The organism is Methylobacterium sp. CM6257, from assembly GCF_054611515.1.
The window spans coordinates 6,133,416-6,153,495 of the sequence record NZ_CM137735.1 but is presented as its reverse complement, the minus strand read 5'-3'; the positions used below and the strand labels follow the sequence as shown (position 1 = coordinate 6,153,495).

Sequence of the window (20,080 nt, the reverse complement as noted above, 5' to 3'; positions counted from 1 at the left end):
GGCCGAAGATCACGATCCGGCGTACTGTCCTTCGGTGACCTGCTCCATCCATGTCACGGCCTTACCGTCCAACCGCTCCTGGATCGCGATGTGCGTCATCGACGCGGTCGCGGTGGCTCCATGCCAGTGCTTCTCGTTCGGCTCGAACCAGACGACGTCGCCGGGCGAGATCTCCTCGATGGGTCCGCCCTCGCGCTGAACCCATCCGCGCCCGAACGTGACGATCAGCGTCTGGCCGAGCGGATGCGTGTGCCACGCCGTCCGCGCACCCGGCTCGAACGTCACGCTCGCCATCGCAACACGGGCGGGGTCGGGCGCGCTGTGGAGCGGGTCGATCCGAACCGTGCCGGTGAACCACTCGGATGGTCCCGGGCCTGAGGGCTGGCTTCCGCTGCGCTTGATGTCCATTCGCTTGTTCCTCCGTCGTTTCGGAAACGCCGCTCAGAGCGACCAGCCGCCATCGACCGAGATCGACGCGCCGGTCACGAACGCACCGAGGTCCGAACACATCCACAGGACGGCCTCTGCAATCTCTTCGGGCTTACCCAGCCGCCCGACCGGCTCAAGGTCGATCGCCTTCTGGATGTCACCGCCCGTGAACCGGTCCATCATCGGCGTCTCGATGTTCCCGGGCAAAACGGCGCTCACCCGGATGTTCGCCTGCGCATAGTCGAGGGCGGCCGACTTGGTGAGGCCGATCAGGGCGTGCTTCGAGGCGGCGTAGCTCGCCCCTCCCGCCACACCTCTGACGCCCGCGCCGGACGACGTATTGACCACCACGCCGCCACCCTGGCGCAGCATCTGGCCGATCTGGTGCTTCATGCACACGAACGTGCCGCGCAGGTTGATGTCGAGGATCCGGTCCCACTCGTCGAGGGCGATCTCGTGGACGGGAGCGGCCTTGTTCTCGACGCCCGCGTTGTTGAAGGCGCAGTCGAGGCGGCCGAACCGCTCGACGGTGCGGGTCACTGCCGCTTCCACTTCCTCCGGCACCGACACGTCGCAGCGGATCGCCAACACGTCGCCGCCATTCGCTTCGATCTCGACGCGAAGTTGTTCCAGCGGAGCCTCGGTACGGTCGGTGATCGCCACTCGTGCGCCTTCCCGCGCAAAGGCGATGGCAGCGGCGCGGCCGATGCCGCTGGCCGCGCCCGTGATAAAGGCGACCTGCCCTGTGAAACGGCGCATGTCTCGATCTCTCCTCTGGCCTCGGTGAGGTGCCAGACGTAGACATCGCGTGAGCCGCGGATCAGCCGTTTGTCCCTCAACGGAACGATGAGCGGATCTCATCGTCGGACGATGGGGCTCCTACAGGCCGAGCGGCTTCACCTCCCGGATCAGGTCGATAAGGAGCCGCAATCCGGTCGGCAATTGGCGGCGTCCGGGATAGTAGAGGTGGAAGCCGGGCCCCATCGGTGCCCAGTCCGCCAGCACGACGCGAAGCTCGCCGCGGGCCACCGAGGGTTCGACACACGGCTCGGGAAGATAGGCCAGCCCGCCGCCCGCCACCGCCAGGGAGAGGGCGAACTGCGTGTTGTCAATGGTCACCGCACCGGGAACGTCGAGCGCGATCTGCTCATCCGCTCTCGCGAACTCCCACCGATAGAGGCTGTCGTCGCCGAGGCGGATGCGCAGGCATCGGTGAGCCGCGAGGTCGCGCGGGTGGACGGGCGTCCGATGCCGGTCGAGATAGGCTGGAGCGCCGACCACGACCCAGCGCAGATCTGCCGACAGGCGCTGCGCCACCATGTCCTGAGGGACCGTTCCGCTATATCGGATGCCCGCATCGGCTCCGGCATCCACAACGTCGAGCAGATCGTTGGACACTCGAACGTCAATCTCGACCTGCGGGTGGCGCTCGTGGAAGAGAGGCAGCACGGGGGCGAGCAACAGCGTGCTCGCATGTTCGAGCACGTTGAGGCGGATGCGCCCGGTCGCCTTCGTCGGTGCTCGGTGCTGGTTGAGTACGTCGAGCGCGGAGCCGATCGCCGCGAACGGAGCATCCAGCGAAGCGAGCAGATCTTCTCCCGCCGCCGTGAGCGTGACGCTGCGGCTGGTGCGGTTGACGAGGCGCACGCCGAGGCGCGCCTCCATCGCCTTGAGCGCGTGGCTGAGCGCGGAGGCGCTGACGCCAAGCTCCAAGCCCGCCCGCCGGAAGCTGCGATGGCGCGCGATGGCGAGGAAGGTCCCGAGATCAGCCAGTTCGGTTCGATTGATCCGCATCGAGGCAGTGGAAGGTCTGCTCGCGGGAAAGCAACCCGTCTCGGGTCATGACCGCGTCGGGCCGCTGCAGGGCCGTCCGCTTTTCCGGCAGCCCTTCTCCGAAGCAGCCATTTCGCTTACGGCCAGACTACGTCACACCGGATCGCCATCGCTCGCAGAATCGAAGGTTCGGCTTCGCGCCCATTTTAGCCGATACGGCAAGGTCCGCGCGCTCCCGATGGTGTCGAAAAACTCGGAAGGAGCGCCTCAGGCATTATCCAAGGCATCGATCTGGGGAATATTCATCTCTCGTCCGCGACACCGAACAACGATCGCGGCGGCTTCTGAGCAACGCAATAGCAGAAGCTTCTCCAGTTGCCTTTGTCGGCACCGCTGCTTCGACCCGCTTTCGAGTTTTTCAACACAATCTCCCGGAAGCAGACGTTAGAACTGAGACACCGGTAAGCCGCCCCATCGTCCCGAACGGGAGTCCAGCCAAATACGCGTTTCTGCGAGAATTTCGTCCGAAAGTGCTGGCTCTTCGCTAGGGCGCGACAGGACGCGATTTTCGACGGGAGCGGACCAATCACCAATAGAGGCACGCCGTATCGCCTGCGGATCCTTCAACTTGGCCTCCGGGCAAGCAGCTCGGTCTGGCTGTCTTAAGTCCTTCGTCATCGCCGCACGAAGTCTGGAGCGGTTGCCGGACCGCCTCCGCCGAAAGGGGCGCGACGGGGGGCGCCACCGCGGGTTCTGCCAGCGCTTCGGCGATCAGGTCGTCCTTCAGCGCGAAGTGCTTGTAGAAGCCATCATGAGTTAGTCCGTCGGCCTTCACCCCCGCGACGCTCACCGCCTTGACGCCACGCGCGAATGGGGCAGCCCGGATCGTCTGGCGGTTCTCCGCGACCTACTCTCGGCTGACCTTCGTGTGCGCAACCTCACCCTTACCGAAGAGGATTGCCTTGACCGCATTCATGATGATCCTCATCTTTAAATAACATGATGACCGTCATGTTTAACAGATGGGCCCTCCGACCATGAGCGACAAGTCCACCGTCCTGATCACCGGCGCCTCCTCCGGCATCGGCGCCACCTATGCCGACCGCTTCGCCCGCCGCGGCCACGACCTCGTCCTCGTTGCGCGGGACAATGCGCGCCTCACGGCTCTGGCGGACCGGCTGCGGTCCGAGACAGGCGTCGCCATCGACGTGCTCCCCGCCGATCTCACGGCCGAGGCCGATCTCCTGCGGATTGAGGCACGGCTCCGAGAGGATGCGCGCCTCGGTGTGCTGGTAAACAATGCCGGCGCAGCCGGGCACGGGGGCTTCCTCGATCAGGATCCTGCGGCGGCGGCAGCGCTCGTCGCGCTCAACGTCACCGCGCCAACGCGGCTCGCCAGCGCCGTCGCGCCGCGCTTCGTGCAGACGGGGTCAGGGGCCATCGTGAATATCGGTTCCGTCGTTGGCCTCGCCCCCGAGTTCGGCATGACCGTGTACGGGGCGACCAAGTCCTACATGCTGTTCCTGAGCCAGGGCCTCCAGCGCGAGCTTGGTCCGAAGGGCGTCTACGTCCAGGCTGTCCTGCCGGCGGCGACCCGGACCGAGATTTGGGAGCGCTCCGGGCGCGATGTGAACACGCTCCAAGGCGTGATGGAGGTTGGCGAACTCGTCGATGCGGCGCTCCAGGGCTTCGACCACCGCGAGGACGTGACGATCCCGCCGCTCCCCGATGCTGGCCAGTGGGCCGCCTTCGAGGCCGCACGGATCGCGATGGTCCCGAACTTCGCGCAGTCCCACGCCGCGGAGCGCTACCGCGCCTCCGCATGACCCGGGCCCGAGGCGGGCCGAGTCGCATCGCGCCGAGTTACTTGCATAATGAAAGTTACTCGGCCATCATGGGGCATGCAACGCACGCCCTTCGACCAGATGCCCTGTCCCGTCGCCCGTTCCCTGGAGCGGGTCGGCGAGTGGTGGAGCATCCTCATCCTCCGGGACGCCTTCTACGGGCTGACCCGGTTCGACCAGTTCGAGCAGAGCCTGGGGATCGCGCCGAACATGCTTACGCGGCGCCTCAAGGCCCTGTGCGAGGCCGGACTAATGGAGCGGCGGCTCTACCAGGAGCGGCCGCCCCGGTACGAATACGTCCTGACCGAGAAGGGCCGGGATTTCCGGCCGGTTCTCTGGACACTGTTCGCCTGGGGCAACCGCCACCTCGCCCCCGAAGGAGCAAGCGTGGTGCTGACCGACCCCGCCACGGGCCTGCCCGTCGATCCCGTAGTGGTGGACCGGCGGACGGGCCGTCCCCTGGAAGAGGGTGTCCGCGTGGCGGCGGGTCCGGCCGCCAGCGAGAGGCTTCGGAGCCGCTTCGAGCGGCCGACCACGATCTAAAACCGGAGGCCACGGGCATGGGCGAAGCCGCGACGATCGATGCGTTCGTGAAGAACGACAGCAAGGAGGGTCTCGCGGCACCCGGGCGGCCACTATCGCGCCAGCGCGCCGCGCTCAGCGGCTTCGCTCTCCTGGCGCTGGTTGGAGGCGGGCTCTACGGCCGCTTCTGGTGGGAGACCGGTCGGTTCATCGAGAGTACCGACGACGCCTATGTCGGCGGCGACGTCACGGTGATCGCTCCCCGGGTCTCGGGCGTCGTGGCCGAGGTGTTGGTCCGGGACAACCAGCGCATCCGCGCCGGCGACCTCCTCATCCGCCTCGACGACCGGGACTACCGCGCCGCCCTCGCCCGGACCGAGGCGTCGGTGGCGGGCCAGGACGCCACTCTCCTCAACCTCGCCGCCACCCGGCGCCTGCAGGATGCGGTGATCGCGCAGAGCCGCGCCGACCTGGCCGGGGTCGAGGCCGAGGCGGCCCGGACGCGGTTCGACGTCGACCGCTACCGCCAGCTCTCGGCGAAGAGCTACGCCTCCGAGCAACGTTTCCAGCAGGCCGATGCCGACGACAAGAAGGCCGCATCCGCCGTAGCCAAGGCCCAAGCCAGCCTCGATGCCGCCGAGCGGCGGATCGCCGTCATCGACACACAGAGCCGGCAGGCGGATGCCGCCCGGGCGCAGGCCGTGGCCGAGCGCGACGCCGCGCGGCTCAACCTCGGCTACACGGAGATCCGCGCGCCGGCCGACGGCGTGGTGGGCAACCGCAGCGCCCGCCTAGGTTCCTATGCCACGCCCGGCGCCGGGCTGATCGCTCTCGTGCCGGCCGACGGGCTCTGGGTCGACGCAAACTTCAAGGAGAGCCAACTCGCCGAGATGCGTCCGGGCCAGAGCGTCGGCATCGTGGCGGACGTGCTGCCGGGCGAGACCTTCACCGGCCATGTCGAGAGCCTCGCCCCGGCCACGGGAGCGCAGTTCAGCGTGCTGCCCCCGGAGAACGCCACCGGCAACTTCACCAAGATCGTCCAGCGAGTGCCGGTGCGGATCCGCCTCGACGGCACGGGTGGACGCCTCGGGCGCCTGCGCCCGGGCCTTTCGGTAACCGCCTCCGTCGACCGCCGGGGCGGATCGCCGGAGGGCGACGCGCCCGCGCCCGGCGCCGGGCTCGTCGTCGGGGCGCTGATCCGGTGAGCGCCGCCGGCCCCGCATCCCTGAGCGAGGCTCAGAAGGTCTTCGCCTTCGCGGTGATGTGCGTCGGCTTCTTCATCGCGCTCCTCGACATCCAGATCGTCTCGGCCTCCCTGAAGGAGATCGGCGGTGGCCTCTCTGCGAGCCCGGACGAGGTTGCCTGGGTGCAGACCAGCTACCTCATCGCCGAGATCATCGTGATCCCGCTCTCGGGCTTCCTCGCCCGGGTGATGTCGACCCGCTGGCTGTTCTGCGCCTCGGCCGCCGGCTTCACCGCCACCAGCCTGCTGTGCGGCTGGGCCTGGGACATCGAGAGCATGATCGCCTTCCGGGCGCTCCAGGGGTTCCTCGGCGGCTCGATGATCCCGACCGTCTTCACCACGGCCTTTGCGTTCTTCCCCGGCAAGCGGATGGTCGTGGCCGCCGCGACGATCGGGGCGCTCTCCTCCCTCGCCCCGACGCTGGGGCCGACGGTCGGCGGCTGGATCACCGACAATTACTCCTGGCACTGGCTGTTCTTCGTCAATCTCGTGCCGGGGATCTTCGTCGCCGTCGTGGTGCCGCTGATGGTGCGGGTCGACGAGCCGGAGCCGGCGCTCCTGAAGACCGCGGACTGGCTGGGCATCGCCCTGATGGCGCTGTTTCTCGGCTGCCTCGAATACACGCTGGAAGAGGGTCCTCGCTGGAACTGGACCGAGGATGCCACCATCCGCACGACGGCGTGGGTTTCGGGCGTTGCCGGGATCGGCTTCCTCTGGCGCAGTCTGACCTATGCCCACCCGATCGTTGACCTGACGGCCTTGAAGAGCCGAAACTTCGCCCTCGGCTGCTTGTTCTCCTTCGTCACCGGCATAGGCATCTTCGCCACGATCTACCTCACGCCGCTGTTCCTCGGCCGCGTGCGCGGTTTCTCGGCCCTGCAGATCGGGCTCGCCGTGTTCTCGACCGGCGTGTTCCAGGTGATGGCGATCCCGATCTACGCGATCCTTGCGAAGCGCATCGATCTGCGCTGGCTGATGATGTTCGGGCTTGGCCTGTTTGGCGTGAGCATGTGGTCGTTCACGCCGATCACCTATGATTGGGGCTGGCGCGAACTGCTCTGGCCGCAGGCGATGCGGGGCTTCGCGCAGCAGTTTGCTGTGGCGCCGACGGTCACGCTGACGCTGGGCGGCCTCGCCCCGGCCAAGCTGAAGCTCGCCTCCGGTTTGTTCAACCTGATGCGCAACTTAGGGGGCGCCATCGGCATCGCGGCCTGCGCGACGATCCTCAACGACCGCACCAACCTGCACTTCCTGCGGCTCGCCGAGCATCTCAATCCGACGAACCCGGCGATGCTCGCGAGCCTGCGCGGCATGGAGGCGCGGATTGCGAGCGGCTTCGCCGGCGACCCGGCCCACGGCCATGCGGCGGCCCTCAAGCAGCTCTGGTCGCTAACCTACCGGGAGGCACAGACCATGACCTACGCGGACGCCTTCGTCGTCATAGCGGCCTGCTTCGCCCTCGCCACCGCCCTCGTGCCGCTGATGCGCAAGGTCGGCCCTCCGAAAGGACCGGTCGCCGATGCCCACTGACACCCCCCTCGACCCCGCACCGCAGCGCCGTCGCGTCGTGGAATGGGCCGATCCCGCCGTCGTGGCGCGGGCCGGGCACAAACTCGACGGCCTCACCTTCCTGCGGGCGATGATGGCCGGGGAGGTGCCGCCTCCGCCGCTGATCGCCCTGCTCGGCATCGATCTCGTCTCGGCCGAACCGGGTGAGGTGACGATGCGGATGGAGCCGGGCGAGTATCTCTACAACCCGCTCGGCTCTATCCATGGCGGTGCGCTCGCATCCCTCCTCGACAGCGTGATGGGCTGCGCCGTGCATTCCACGCTGCCCCTGGGTCGCGGCTACACCACGCTTGAGATCAAGGTGAACTACCTGCGCGCAGTGACGGCCGCATCCGGGCCGCTCACGGCGGTCGGAGAGATCGTCCACGCGGGACGTCGGCAGGCGGTGGCCGAGGCGAGGCTCAGCGACGGGGCGGGCCGCCTCTGCGCCACGGCGAGCACCACCTGCCTTCTCCTGGACGCCGCGACCCGGAGCGACACGCCGCCCCCGGACATGGATCCGGTCCTCGAGGCGTGGACCCGGATCTCATGACGGACGCTCGGCAGCCCCCGGCGACGGGATCTGGGATCGTTCCCGGTCCGCGCGGTCCGGGCAGCGGGATGCCCCTTGCGCGGGACGTGCGGACGGAACGCCTGCTACGGGGGCCCGTCCTCGGAACCATGGCGCGCCTCGCTGGCCCCAACGTCCTGATGACCACGGCCCAGGCCTCGACTGGCCTGATCGAAACGTACTTCATCTCTCAGCTGGGCACCGATGCCCTGGCCGGCATGGCCCTGGTCTTCCCGATGCTGATGCTTGTCCAGATGATCTCGGCCGGCGCGGTCGGCGGCGGCATGCTCTCGGCCGTCTCGCGGGCGCTGGGCGGAGGCCGGCCGGAGGAGGCGAACGGTCTGGTCTGGCACGCGGTGGCGATCGCGCTCGGCCTCGGCGCTCTCACCACCGCCGCGGCCGTCCTGGCCGGCCCGCACCTCTACGCCGCCATGGGCGGGAGCGGAGCCTCGCTCGCGGCGGCGCTCGCCTACTCGAATGTGGTCTTCGCTGGCGCCTTGCTGCTCTGGCTGTTCAACGCGCTCGCCGCCGTGATCCGCGGCACCGGCAACATGCTGCTTCCAGCTGGGGTGATGTGCGCGGGCACAGCGGCCCTCATCCCGCTCTCCCCCGCGCTGATCTTCGGCCTCGGTCCCCTGCCGCGGCTCGGTGTGGTCGGCGGAGCGGTCGTGGTCCTTGCCTACTACGCGGCAGGTACCGTCGTCTTCGCCACCTACCTCTGGTCTGGGCGCGGAGTATTGCATCCTCCCGTCCGACCGCCGGTCCTGTCGAGCCGGGCGCTCGGGTCGATCTTGCGGATCGGTGTCGTATCCGCCGCCGTGAGCGCGACCACGAACGTGACTATCGCTACGGCCACAGGCCTCGTGGGCACGGCTGGGCCGGCAGCGGTGGCGGGGTACGGCACGGGGGCGCGGCTCGAATACCTGCTGGTGCCAATGGTGTTTGGCCTCGGGGCACCGTTGGCCGCGATGGTCGGAACGGCGGTGGGCGCGGGAGACACGGCCCGCGCCCAGCAGGTGGCCTGGACGGGGGCGGTGATTGCTGGCCTCCTCGCCGAAAGCATCGGGCTCGGCGCAGCGCTTCGGCCCGAGGTCTGGTTGCACCTGTTCGGCGAGGACAGCGGCATGCTCGCCGTGGGTGCGCAATATCTTCGTCTCGTCGGACCCTTCTATGGCCTCTTCGGCGTCGGGCTAGCCCTCTACTTCGCCGCCCAGGGTGCCGGACAGGTGGGTTGGCCGCTGGTGGCGGGCGTACTCAGGGTGACGGTCTCGCTCGTCGGCGGTGTGCTCGCCCTGCGCCTCGGCTTCGGACTGGCTGGCCTGTTCTTCGCCCTCGGGGCGGGCCTCGCCACCATGGCCCTCGTTAATGCCGGCACCTTGGCATCCGGGGCGTGGCTGAGACAGCACCGTGATGCGACCGCTCTGCCCCCGGCACCGCTTCGGACATGACTGACCCCCGGGGGTGCCAGTCGCTTACCCGGCGACCGCGAGGAGTGCGGAGCGGAGTTGAACGTCGAGATCACGGGCAACGAGATCGATGTTCGAGTCGCCGAATTGTCCGAAGGTCGTAGCCGGGCTGTCGTACTCGAACACAGCGCGACCGTCGGCATCCTCGCGCAACAGGACGCGGATCGGCGCATAGAGGGCGGCCGAGAGCGCGTGACGGGTCATGCGGGACGCCGTAAACGGATTGCCGATGTCGTACTGGATGGCCTTCCGCTCCAGTCCGGCGATCCGCAGCAGGGCCCCGTGATTCCGCGATCCGAAGATCGAGAGGGGCACGCCCTGCTCCAGGAGCGTCCGTGCGGCATCGGTCTCCCCACTCTCGACCAGGGTAGCGTATCGGGGATCGATGGGCGGGAGCGCGGCTTCCAGTGCCGTGCGAACCGCATCGAAGGAGCGGCCCGAGTGGATCACGACGTGCTCGATTGTGACGGTCGTCGATGTTGCTTGAGGTTTCACCGGGCTTGCTCCCGTAGGCGATGTGTCCTTTTGGCGCGTCCGGCGCCGAAACCGCTTGCCTGAAGGCCGTGAGGACGGAGTCGACGAGCAGGGCGCGACGATGGGGACGAGGGCGTGTCTGGGTCATTCTGCGTCGAGGGTGTTCGGGATCCCTCAAGTCGAACGCGCCTAGCGGATCGTACACCGTCACGGGCGGCTCGGCTTCGCCGCCTCAATGACGATGTCGGCGAACTCGCTCGGCCTCTCGACGGAGATGAAGTGTCCCGTCTTCGGCAGCGTCAGCACCTGGCGGGATGGCACTGCGCGCTCCACGCCGGCGCGATCCTCGAGGTTCGACCAGTCCTTGTCCCCCCACACCAGCGTGACCGGAACGCGGATGCGCGGATAGAGCTGCCGCGCGGCCACGAAGCTCGGCAGGGCTTTCATCACCCCGCGCGCAACCCGCGAATAGCCCGGCCGCTTGCCCACGCGGGCGAACTCGTCAAGGAGATCGGCCGGCCACACCTTCGGGTCGTGAACGCCTCCGCTCATGATGCCGGCCAGGATCTGGCGGTTCTCCAGCGCGGCGAAGATCGGGCCGACGACCGGTGCGCGGACGCTCTTCACAATGACCGAGGCCAGCAGGTTCGCCCGCTCCAGGCCCGGCCGGTAATCGTAGGTGTTGAACGCCACCACGCGGTCCACCGCGCTCCCGAGATCCGCGGCGATGGAAAGTGCCAGGGTCGCACCGATCGACTCGCCGACGAGGATCGGGTGCTCAATTCCCAGAATCGTCAGGGCGTCCTTGATCTTGGCGCGCAGGCTCGGCTCGTCGGGCACGGCATCGTCGTGGATGTCCGACCAGCCGAAGCCCGGCAGGTCGAAGGCGTAGACCGTGAATTGCTGGGCGAGGCGCGGGATGACGAACTGGAACAGATCGAGCTGCGTGCGCACGGTGTGCATCAGGACGAGGTCGGGTCCCGACCCGGTCTTCACGTAGCGCAGGCGCTCGCCCGTCCCCAGGCGCACGAACGTGACGGCGTCGGCGGACATCCAGCGGCGCGTATAGGTGAGATGATCATCGTCGACACTCATGGCTTGTCCTCCTGCCCTCACGATCAAAGCTGTATATGCAACAAACAGAGCACGAGCTTACGCGGGCTCTTCGTTGAACAGGCGGGTGCCGATCTCCGCCACCGCCCCGCTGCCCGCCGGCCCGAGCAGCGCCGTTGCCTGGACCTGCGCTTCGCGCCAGGCCGGAGCTGCCTCCGACAGGAGGTGCAGCCCTCGTTCGGAGACTTGCACGAGGCGCCCTTTGCCGTTCTTGTCCGGCACTTCGTCGATCCAGCCCTCGCGCAGCATGATCCGCAAGTTGCGGGTGAGCGTGGAGCGGTCCTGCTGGTTGACGCGAGCCATGTCGGCGCGCCGGGCGGGCCCGATCTTGGCGATCAGCACGAGAAGCGAAAACTGCGAGGCTTGGATTCGAAGGGGCCGCAACGTCTCGTCGTAGATCGCCGTCACGGCCCGGGACAGCAGCCGCGAGCGCGACAGAAAACAGTGCCGTGCCATCTCTTCGACGATCTCGGTCGGCATCCAAGCCTCAGCGTTCGGTCTTGCTGCGTGGACAATGAGGGGGCGACGCCAGTGGCGTTGCCCGGTCCCCGGTGACAGGATCACCGGGTTCGGAGGGTCACGGTCCGTCCGCCGTCAGCGCGTCGCCGATGCGGTCGCCGCTTCGAGCAACTCCTTCGCCAAGGCCTCGTCATCGACGGCGCGCGCCAGGACCACAGCGCCCACGAGCGTCGAGAGGGCGGCAAGGGATTGCTGGCGCCGCCGCTCCTTCGAGAGCCGTGGCGTCAGCCCGGCGAGGATGGAGGCGAGGCCCTCGACACCCTTCGTGAAGTGGGCCCGCATGGGGCTCCCCGGCGCCTCCCGCGCCACATCGTTCGCGAGGGCGGCGAGCGGACATCCCTTCCCCGGGTCCCGGACATGCGCGAGCGACAGGTAGGTCGGGATGAGGGCATCGCCCTTCCCCCGGCGCTCCTCCGCCAGCGCGGAGTCGAGGGCTTCGACCGCCAGGGCATCCTTGTTGGCGAACTGGCCGTAGAAGCCGCCATGGGTCAGCCCGGCGGAGGCCATGATGTCGACGACCCCGACCCCGTGCAGTCCGCGTTCACGAAACAGGGCCGCCGCCACCTCGACGACTCGCTGCCGGTTCAGTTTGGCCTGTTCCTGGGACACGCGGGGCATGGCCTGATCCTTCGGTAAGATCCTCTATATAGATGCGCGGCGTCATTTATTGAAGACGCCGCGCAGGGCACTTCGTCAGGACGCGAGGCCGGCCGGAGTGCCCGCTGCGGCGGCGACCTCCGCCGGGCGTGGCGCACGCCCCACCCGGAACCAGAGGGCGTAGAGGGCGGGCAGGAACAGCAGGGTGAGCAGGGTCCCAACCCCGACGCCACCGATCAGCACGTAGGCCAGCGCCCCCCAGAACACCGAATGGGTGAGCGGGATGAAGGCGAGCATCGCGGCAGCGGCCGTCAGGATGACCGGACGGGCCCGCCGCACCGTCGACTCGACGATGGCGTCGTAATCCGACAGGCCCGCCGCGCGGTCATGGTGGATCTGGTCCACCAGGATCAGAGTGTTGCGCATCAGGATGCCCGACAGCGCGATCAGCCCGAGGATCGCGTTGAAGCCGAAGGGCTGGTGGAAGATCAGCAGCGTTGGGACTGCGCCCACCAGGCCGAGGGGCGCGGTGGCGAACACCATGAACATGGTGGTGAACGAGCGGACTTGCAGCATGATGACGGTCAGCGTGACGATCAGCATCAGCGGAAACACCGCCACGAGCGCGTTCATCGCCTTGGCGCTCTCCTCTACCGCGCCAGCCGTGTCGATGCGGTAGCCGGGCGGCAGCTTCGCCTTGATCGCGTCGAGCTCAGGGAAGATCTGCGCGTGGACGTCCGGCGGCTGCTTGCCGTCGAGCACGTCGCCCTGGACGCGGATGTAGGTCTCGCGATTGTAGCGCTTGAGCACCGCGTCCTCGCTGCGGCTCTCAAGGCGGCCGACCTGCGAGACCGGCACTTGGCGCCCGTCGTGCGTGGTCAGGGTCAGGTCGCCTATCTCCCCGAGGGACCGCCGTTCCGGACCGGGGCTGCGCAGCAGCACGTCGACCGTGCGCAGATTCTCGCGGACTTGTGTCGCGGGCGTACCGTTGAGGTAGCTCTGCAGCTGCTGGCCGGCCTCCTTGGGCGTCAGGCCGATCAGACGCAGGCGCTCCTGGTCGAGGGCGAGGTGCAGGCTCGGCGTCCTGTCGCTCCAGTCGAGGTGCACCAGCCGCATGTTGGGGTTGGCCATCATGACGTCCCTGACCTCTGCGGCGATGCCGCGGATGACGTCGGGGTCGGGTCCGACAACCCGGAACGCGACGGGGAAGCGGATCGGCGGCCCGAAGACGATCTGCAGCACGCGCACCCGCGCCTCGGGGAAGAGCCCGTCGCTCACAAGCTTGCGAAGCTTGATGCGGAGCGCGTCGCGCGCGGCCGCATCGGCGGTCTGGACGACGATCTGCGCGAAGGCCGGATCCGGCAGCTCCGGGTCGAACGAGAGCACGAAGCGAGGCATGCCCTGGCCGATGTAGCTGGTGATCTCGCGCGCCTCCGGCAGTTGTCGGACGGCAGCCTCGACCTTCCTGACGCTGGCCTCGGTGGTGGCGAACGCGGAGCCGGTGGGCAGGGTCACCTCGACGATGAGTTCGGGGCGCTCGGAGTTTGGGAAGAACTGCTGCTCGACCTTGCCCATGCCGACGACGGCCGCCGCGAACAGGGCGACGGTGATACCGGCCGCCAGCCACTTATGATCGACGGAGGCGCGGACCACGCGGCGCAGCCGCTGGTAGTTCTTCGTGGCGTAGATCGCCTCGTGCCCGCCCTCCACCCGCTCGATGTCCGGCAGCAGCTTGACGCCGAGGTAGGGCGTGAAGGTCACGGCCACGATCCACGAGACGATCAGCGAGAAGCCGACCACCCAGAAGATGTTGCCGGCATACTCGCCCGCCGTCGAAGCGGCGAAGCCGACCGGCAGGAAGCCGGCGATGGTAACGAGCGTGCCGGTAAGCATCGGCGCCGCGGTGGCGCTCCAGGCGTGGGTCGCCGCCTCGATGCGGTCGGCACCTTCCTCCATGCGCACCACCATCATCTCGATGGCGATGATGGCGTCATCGACGAGCAGGCCCAGCGCAATGATCAGCGCGCCGAGCGTGATGCGGTCGAAGTCGCGACCGGTGACCATCATGACCACGAACACGGCAGCGAGGGTGAGCGGCACGGCGAGCGCCACGACGATGCCAACCCGAAGGCCTAGGGCGACGAGGCTGACAAGGATGACCACCGAGAGGGCGGTGAAGAACTTCACCATGAACTCGTGGATGGCATCGTCGATGACCTTCGCCTGGTCGGTGATCTTGGTGAAGGTGATGCCGGCCGGGAGTTCGTGGTGGATCGCCACTTCCTCGGCGTTCAACGCTTCGCCGAGGGCGAGACCGTTGAAGCCGGGCTTCATCACGAGGCCGAGCATCAGGGCCGGCTCGCCGTCGTTGCGGATTGCGAAGGTCTTCGGGTCCTCGTAGCCGCGCTTCACCTCCGCGATGTCGCCGAGCTTGAGGCTGCGCTCGCCCGCCGCCACCGGCAGGTTGCGGATCGCGTCGAGGCCGTCGATGGCGCCGTCGAGGCGCAGATACACTCGCGGGCCGTCGGCCTCGACGAAGCCGGCCGGCGTCACGTCGTTCTGGTTGGCCAGCGCCGCCAGCAATTGCTGGCCGGTGATGCCGAGCGTCGCGAGGCGCTGGTAGGAGACCTCGACGAAGATCTTCTGGGCCTGCTCGCCGAGGATGTTGATCTTCTCGACGCCGGGGACGCGCAGGAGGCGCTGGCGCAGGTCCTCAGCGCGCAGCACGAGGTGCCGGTGCGGCAGACCTTGCGCCTGGAGCGCGTAGAGCGCGAAGTAGACGTCCGAGAACTCATCGTTGAACAGCGGGCCGAGCACGCCACGCGGTAGGCCGGACGCCTGGTCGGAGAGCTTCTTGCGGGCTTGGTAGAACTGCTCCTGCAGCTTGGCCGGCGGCATGCTGTCCTTGAAGTAGACCTTCATCAGCATGACACCGGGCCGGACCGTAGTCTCGACCCGGTCGTAGTAGACGAGCTCCTGCAGGCGCTTCTCCAGCGGGTCGGCCACCTGCCGCTGGATCTCCGAGGTGGTCGCGCCGGGCCACGCGGCGGAGACCGCCATCGTCTTGACGGTGAAGGCCGGATCCTCGGCGCGGCCGAGCTTCTGGAAGGCGAAGAAGCCGGCGGCGGTCACCGCGATGATGAGGAAGAGCGTGACCGCCCGCTCCCGGACCGCCAGGGCGGAGAGGTTAAAGCCATTCATCGGACGACTCCCGTCAGGCTTGAGGGGGCCTGCCGCACTGCCTGGCCGGCCTTCAGGAGGTGAGCGCCGAGCGACACGATCCGGTCGCCGGGGCTGAGGCCGGAGACGACCTCGGCGCCCTCCTCGGACAGGCGGCCGACGGAGACCGGCTGGGCGGTGACGGTCTTGGTGTCGGCGTCGAACTTCCAGACCGCCGCGCCCTGTCCGATGTCGAAGAGGGCTCCGAGCGGTACGTCGACCGACGTCGTACGCCCGGCATCCGCCGGCTTGAGCCGGAGCGTCACGGTCGCCCCGAGCGGCGCATCCTCGCCCCCGCCCGAGAGGATGTAGCGCGCCCGGTACGTGCGGGTGGCCGGGTCGGCGGTGGCGGACAACTCGCGTAGCCGGGCCGTATAGGTGGTCTCACCCTCGGCGTAGAGCTCTGCGGAGGCCGTGCCTTGGGCCAGATGCCTGTTCGCCTCGGGCAGGAACACCTCAGCCTCACGAGCGCCGTCGCGCGCCAGCTTCACGACGGTCTGCCCAGCGGTCACCACCTGACCGGGTTCGGTCGGCACCTCCATTACGACGCCGTTGGCATCAGCCTGGAGCTCGGAATAGCCAGCTTGGTTGGCGACTTGGCTCGCCTGGGCCTCGGCGTTGGCGAATTGGGCTATGGCGGCGTCCGCCGCGGCCTTGTTCTGGTCGTAGGTCTGCTTAGACGTCCAGCCGTCGCCCACGAGTTTGCGGCTGCGTTCCTCGTCGGCCTTGGCCTTGATCATCTGCGCCCGGGCCGCCTCGACGGAGGCCCGGGCCGCGTTGAGCGCCAGGGTGAAGTCCGTCCGATCGAGGCGCATCAGGGGCTGACCTAGGCGCACATGGTCGCCCGGATCGACGAGGCGTTCGAAGATCTTGCCGCCGACCCGGAAGCTGAGGTTGCTCTCGGTGCGGGCCCGGATGACGCCGGTGTAGCGCGCGATGCCCACTGTTGCCGGGGCGACCTCGACGATCTGCACCAGCGGCGGCTCCGGAGGCACGGCGGTCTCGGCCGGCGAGCACGCCGCGAGAGCCAGTGCAGGAAGCCCAAGCAACCATCTCGCGTTCATCGCCCGCCTCCGCGGTAAGCGCTTAAATATGATGATCATCATTTATGTGGCCGCGCGCATCCGGTCAACGGGCCCTCCCGCTAGCTGTGTGGAGTCGCACTTGCGTCGCGCAGCCCTGGAGGACCGGTCAGCCGGGTCAGCATAGTCGGGGGCGGATCTAAGCTTCTGGGCCGCCGGAGTGGCCGCCGAGGCGGCGCCCGTTGCGCCCGCGAACGGGTCCTGCGCGCCAAGTGCGCTTAGGCAGCGCTTCGAGACCTTGCGAAGGTCTGCATGTTTGCTTTCGTTGACGGAGGCGGACTGACGGCTTTCGGCCAGACCCGTCACCCCTATGCCGCTTAGCCGAACTTCCCGGAAGCGGACGATCCAAGGACCTGCTTAGGGTATGAACTGACGCTTCAGCAGGGCTCCACAGGACCTTAACGACTCCGGCCGCGCGCCATCGCTAACCAAAAATGGGCCTTTTGTGCAGCGCTGGTGTGCCGCCGTCATTCGAGGCAAACCCCATTTCCGAATAAAAAGTCGGTCCCTTTTTAAGGGTGCACAACCGCGAGCGCGCAAGCAGCAGCAGAACCGCTCAAACGAGTGGCCCACCGCACTCGGCTTCGCTCACAGCCACGGTCGCGAACACGCCGCCGGTTTGAGACTTCGCTGCAGGAGGCGATCACAACGATCACAAGATCACCAACTGCCTGCCGGCCTCACGGGCCATTCCACATCGTTCGGCTTAGCGAACGCAGCATGCATAGCGGTCCAGTGATTCGTCTCCATGTGCACCCGAGCCGCTGAGGTACGCTGATTAGAGGCAGGCGACAATCGCAGCGACACCGTACTGCGTCCACGGTAGTCCACCCAGATCCATGGTCTTTGTTGGGGCCTAAGTTGGGGCCTTCACAATGATTGGCCAAAAAACACCAATCATGTCAGAGGGTTGGCCGCCTTAAATGGCGGAGACGGAGGGATTCGAACCCTCGATACCCATTTCTGGGTATGCTCATTTAGCAAACGAGTGCCTTCAGCCGCTCGGCCACGTCTCCGGCGCCTTGGCTCTAGAAGGTCGGATCGGGCGGGTCAACCCGATCCTGACGGGTGGCCGCCAAGCGACGGCGTTCGACGTGCTTGGCGATGCGCAGGTGCCGCGAGATCGCGTAATTCATCGCCGTCAGGAAGCCGTAGGTGCCGCGCACGAAATGGCGGCGCCCGAGATACGCCTTGAGGAAATTGCCCGGCAGCTCGACGAAGACCCGCCAGGTCGGGATCACCACGCCCCGCGCCTCCAGATCGTCCGCCTGCTGGTCGGAGTAGCGGTTGAGCTTGTCGAGCTGGTCGCCGAGCGAGCGCACCGAGAAATGGTGGACCACGCCCCTGAGCCGCCCGGGCGCCACCCCCGGCTCCAGCGCGACCCGGTCGTGGACCGGCGAGACCGAGTAGCGGCCCCGGTCCTTGCGGTAGAGCCGCACGGGCGTGAGCGTGTAGGCGAACGGGTGGGGTCGCGTCTCCCCGGGAAAGATCTCCGCGATGCCGATCCGCCAGGCGGGCCGGCGCGGCTCGCCCGCCGCGAACAGGCCGCGGATCTCCCGGGCGAGATCCTCCGGCACCACCTCGTCGGCGTCGAGGTTCAGGAGCCAGACATGCCGGCACTGATCCTCGGCGAAGCGCTTCTGCGGGCCGTAGCCGGGCCAGGGATTGTGGATCACCCGGGCCCCCAGAGAGGCCGCGAGCGCCTGTGTGCCGTCGGTGGAGCCCGAATCGACCACCACGAGGTCGTCCGTCAGGCTGCGCACCGCACGGATCGTCGCGCCGATCCGGTCCGCCTCGTTGTGCGCGATCAGGAAGATCGACAGGGGCAGGGGGCCGGCGGCGGCCGCCGGAGGCGCGGACGGGGACGCGCTCAGAGGTGCGCCGCTCACTCCAGCCAATCCGGCACCCGATCGAGGGCGATGAGCGCCTCGACGTCGACACGCGGGCGCACCACGGCGGCGCGGTCTCCCCGCACCAGCACCTCCGGCACCAGCGGCCTTGTGTTGTAGGTGCAGGCCTGGACCGCCCCATAGGCGCCGGCGCTCATCACGGCGATCAGGTCGCCGGGCTGCACCGACGGCATCTCGCGGTTGAGGGCGAGGTAGTCGCCGCTCTCGCAGACGGGGCCGACCACGTCGGCGATCAGGCGCGGCGTATCCGGTCCCGCCTCAAGGACGGGGCGCAGCCCGTGATACGCCTCGTACAGGGTCGGACGGATCAGGTCGTTCATCGCCGCGTCGACGATCACGAAAGTGCGCCCTTCCGTATGCTTCACGTAGAGCACACGGGTCATCAGGATCCCGGCATTGCCGGCGATCATCCGGCCGATCTCGAAGACCGGCCGCAGGCCCAGCGGGGCGAAGTGCGGCCGCAGGGTCGACGCCAGGGCAGCCGGGTCGGGCGGCGGGGCGTTGTCGTCGCGGTAGGGGATGCCGAGACCGCCGCCGAAATCGATGTGGCGGAGCGGATGGCCTGCCGCCATCAGCTCCCGGGCGAGGCTGGCGAGCAGCCGTGCCGCGTCGGCGAACGGGGCCAGATCGGTGATCTGGCTGCCGATATGCATGTCGACGCCGTGCACGGCGATGCCGGGCAGAGCCGCCGCGGCCGCGTAGACGGCCGGAGCCCGGGTGATCGGGATGCCGAACTTGTTCTCGTACTTACCGGTGGAGATCTTGGCGTGGGTGCCGGCATCCACGTCCGGGTTCACCCGGATCGAGACCGGTGCCGTCAGGCCGAGGCCTGCGGCCGTCTCGGACAGAGCCGCGAGTTCCGGCTCGCTCTCCACGTTGAAACAGTAGATGCCGGCTTCGAGCGCCGCTTCCATCTCGGCGCGGGTCTTGCCGACGCCGGAGAAGACGATCTTGCCGGGATCCACGCCGGCGGCCAGCGCCCGGTGCAGCTCGCCGCCGGAGACGATATCCATCCCGGCCCCCTGGGCCGCGAGCGTGCGCAGCACCGCCTGATTCGAATTCGCCTTCATGGCGAAGCAGACCAGCGCGTCGTCGCTCGCGAAGGCGTCCGCGAAGACCCGGTAATGCCGTTCCAGGGTGGCGGTGCTGTAGCAGTAGAACGGGGTCGCGACCTCCGCGGCGAGGCCCGTCAGATCGACGTCCTCGGCGTGCAGGCGCCCGTCGCGGTAGTGGAAGTGGTGCATCTCGGCCGTGTCTCGTCTGCGCGCCGGAGCGCGGGCTGCTTCCCGTGAAACACCCGGCCGCAGGCCGGCGCGGCCGTGCTCCGGCTCACCGGAAGGTACGGCACGACGACGGCGCGGAGCGGCGCTCCGGCCTCCGCCCTCTACAGCAGCGGATCCAGAATGAAAGGCTCCTTCGGGACGCGGTAGCCGCGCCGCGCGCCGCGGCTGGTCTGCACCGGCGCCTCGGTGCCGCCCGGCGGCACTGCCGTGACGGAGAGTTCGTCGCCTGCGCGCACCGCGGTTGGATCCGGCTCAGGCGCCCCGCCGCCGAGGCCCACGGAGACCGGGAGGGTCCTGCGGCCGCTCACCGTGTCCGAACCTGCCTGCGCGGATACGGGTGCAACCGGCGCCGAGGTCTGCGGCGGTTCGAGCGCGCCCCGCCGCCCACAGGCGGAGACCGCCAGGGCGATGAGGCCGGACGCGGCGAGGAGCTTCAGGGCGGGATTCGACAACATCGCGCGAGGGTCCGGCGGGCTCGGCGCCGGCA

Annotated in this window: 18 protein-coding genes and 1 tRNA gene; 6 read left to right on the top strand and 13 right to left on the bottom strand. The window is 68.3% G+C overall.

Annotation, left to right across the window (positions count from 1 at the left end):
• Positions 1-9: 9 nt before the first annotated feature.
• From ACYCO6_RS29945 to ACYCO6_RS29935, 3 genes are all read right to left on the bottom strand, one after another.
• On the bottom strand, positions 10-408 hold the full coding sequence (locus ACYCO6_RS29945) for a (R)-mandelonitrile lyase (protein WP_459766170.1): 399 nt from the start codon (positions 406-408) through the stop codon (positions 10-12).
• 33 nt (positions 409-441) lie between these two features.
• Positions 442-1,188: an SDR family NAD(P)-dependent oxidoreductase gene (locus ACYCO6_RS29940; RefSeq protein WP_459766168.1), complete on the bottom strand. Its 747-nt coding sequence runs from the start codon at positions 1,186-1,188 to the stop codon at positions 442-444.
• 120 nt (positions 1,189-1,308) lie between these two features.
• A complete protein-coding gene (locus tag ACYCO6_RS29935) occupies positions 1,309-2,223 on the bottom strand; it encodes a LysR substrate-binding domain-containing protein (RefSeq protein WP_459766166.1) in 915 nt (304 codons plus the stop codon).
• A gap of 1,016 nt (positions 2,224-3,239) precedes the next feature.
• Here ACYCO6_RS29935 and ACYCO6_RS29930 point away from each other — a divergent pair.
• From ACYCO6_RS29930 to ACYCO6_RS29905, 6 genes are all read left to right on the top strand, one after another.
• A complete protein-coding gene (locus ACYCO6_RS29930) occupies positions 3,240-4,028 on the top strand; it encodes an SDR family NAD(P)-dependent oxidoreductase (RefSeq protein ID WP_459766164.1) in 789 nt (262 codons plus the stop codon).
• Positions 4,029-4,103: 75 nt separating this feature from the next.
• Positions 4,104-4,589 carry a winged helix-turn-helix transcriptional regulator gene (locus ACYCO6_RS29925; RefSeq protein WP_459766161.1) on the top strand — a complete coding sequence of 162 codons (486 nt, stop codon included), beginning with the start codon at positions 4,104-4,106 and terminating at the stop codon, positions 4,587-4,589.
• Between the two features lie 17 nt (positions 4,590-4,606).
• Positions 4,607-5,773: an HlyD family secretion protein gene (locus ACYCO6_RS29920; protein ID WP_459766159.1), complete on the top strand. Its 1,167-nt coding sequence runs from the start codon at positions 4,607-4,609 to the stop codon at positions 5,771-5,773.
• The gene (locus ACYCO6_RS29915; protein WP_459766157.1) at positions 5,770-7,341 is read left to right on the top strand and encodes a DHA2 family efflux MFS transporter permease subunit; all 1,572 of its coding nucleotides are present in this window, start codon (positions 5,770-5,772) and stop codon (positions 7,339-7,341) included. Before ACYCO6_RS29920 ends, ACYCO6_RS29915 begins: the two co-directional genes overlap by 4 nt.
• Positions 7,331-7,912 (top strand): PaaI family thioesterase, encoded by a 582-nt coding sequence (locus ACYCO6_RS29910; RefSeq protein WP_459766155.1) that lies wholly within the window; start codon positions 7,331-7,333, stop codon positions 7,910-7,912. Before ACYCO6_RS29915 ends, ACYCO6_RS29910 begins: the two co-directional genes overlap by 11 nt.
• Before the next feature lie 128 nt (positions 7,913-8,040).
• Entirely contained in the window at positions 8,041-9,378 is a 1,338-nt protein-coding gene (locus ACYCO6_RS29905) for an MATE family efflux transporter (protein ID WP_459766153.1), read from the top strand.
• Positions 9,379-9,402: 24 nt separating this feature from the next.
• Here ACYCO6_RS29905 and ACYCO6_RS29900 read toward each other — a convergent pair whose 3' ends face one another.
• The 10 genes from ACYCO6_RS29900 to lptM form a co-directional block, all read right to left on the bottom strand.
• A complete protein-coding gene (locus tag ACYCO6_RS29900; protein WP_459766151.1) occupies positions 9,403-9,891 on the bottom strand; it encodes a DUF302 domain-containing protein in 489 nt (162 codons plus the stop codon).
• A 186-nt stretch (positions 9,892-10,077) separates the two neighbouring features.
• A complete protein-coding gene (locus tag ACYCO6_RS29895) occupies positions 10,078-10,965 on the bottom strand; it encodes an alpha/beta fold hydrolase (RefSeq protein ID WP_459766149.1) in 888 nt (295 codons plus the stop codon).
• Positions 10,966-11,022: 57 nt separating this feature from the next.
• Complete coding sequence (locus tag ACYCO6_RS29890; protein WP_459766142.1) at positions 11,023-11,463, bottom strand: MarR family winged helix-turn-helix transcriptional regulator; 441 nt, start codon at positions 11,461-11,463, stop codon at positions 11,023-11,025.
• Between the two features lie 114 nt (positions 11,464-11,577).
• Positions 11,578-12,120 (bottom strand): TetR/AcrR family transcriptional regulator, encoded by a 543-nt coding sequence (locus ACYCO6_RS29885; RefSeq protein WP_459766140.1) that lies wholly within the window; start codon positions 12,118-12,120, stop codon positions 11,578-11,580.
• 75 nt (positions 12,121-12,195) lie between these two features.
• The gene (locus tag ACYCO6_RS29880) at positions 12,196-15,300 is read right to left on the bottom strand and encodes an efflux RND transporter permease subunit (RefSeq protein ID WP_459766138.1); all 3,105 of its coding nucleotides are present in this window, start codon (positions 15,298-15,300) and stop codon (positions 12,196-12,198) included.
• Positions 15,297-16,382, bottom strand: a complete 1,086-nt coding sequence (locus tag ACYCO6_RS29875) for an efflux RND transporter periplasmic adaptor subunit (RefSeq protein ID WP_459766136.1) — start codon at positions 16,380-16,382, stop codon at positions 15,297-15,299. The genes ACYCO6_RS29880 and ACYCO6_RS29875 overlap by 4 nt, the downstream gene beginning before the upstream one ends.
• Before the next feature lie 942 nt (positions 16,383-17,324).
• Positions 17,325-17,416: transfer RNA gene (locus ACYCO6_RS29870), tRNA-Ser, on the bottom strand.
• Between the two features lie 12 nt (positions 17,417-17,428).
• Complete coding sequence (locus ACYCO6_RS29865) at positions 17,429-18,289, bottom strand: glycosyltransferase family 2 protein (RefSeq protein WP_459766134.1); 861 nt, start codon at positions 18,287-18,289, stop codon at positions 17,429-17,431.
• On the bottom strand, positions 18,286-19,554 hold the full coding sequence (gene lysA / locus ACYCO6_RS29860) for a diaminopimelate decarboxylase (RefSeq protein WP_459766132.1): 1,269 nt from the start codon (positions 19,552-19,554) through the stop codon (positions 18,286-18,288). The genes ACYCO6_RS29865 and lysA overlap by 4 nt, the downstream gene beginning before the upstream one ends.
• A gap of 140 nt (positions 19,555-19,694) precedes the next feature.
• The gene (gene lptM, locus ACYCO6_RS29855; RefSeq protein WP_459766128.1) at positions 19,695-20,048 is read right to left on the bottom strand and encodes an LPS translocon maturation chaperone LptM; all 354 of its coding nucleotides are present in this window, start codon (positions 20,046-20,048) and stop codon (positions 19,695-19,697) included.
• Positions 20,049-20,080: the final 32 nt, after the last annotated feature.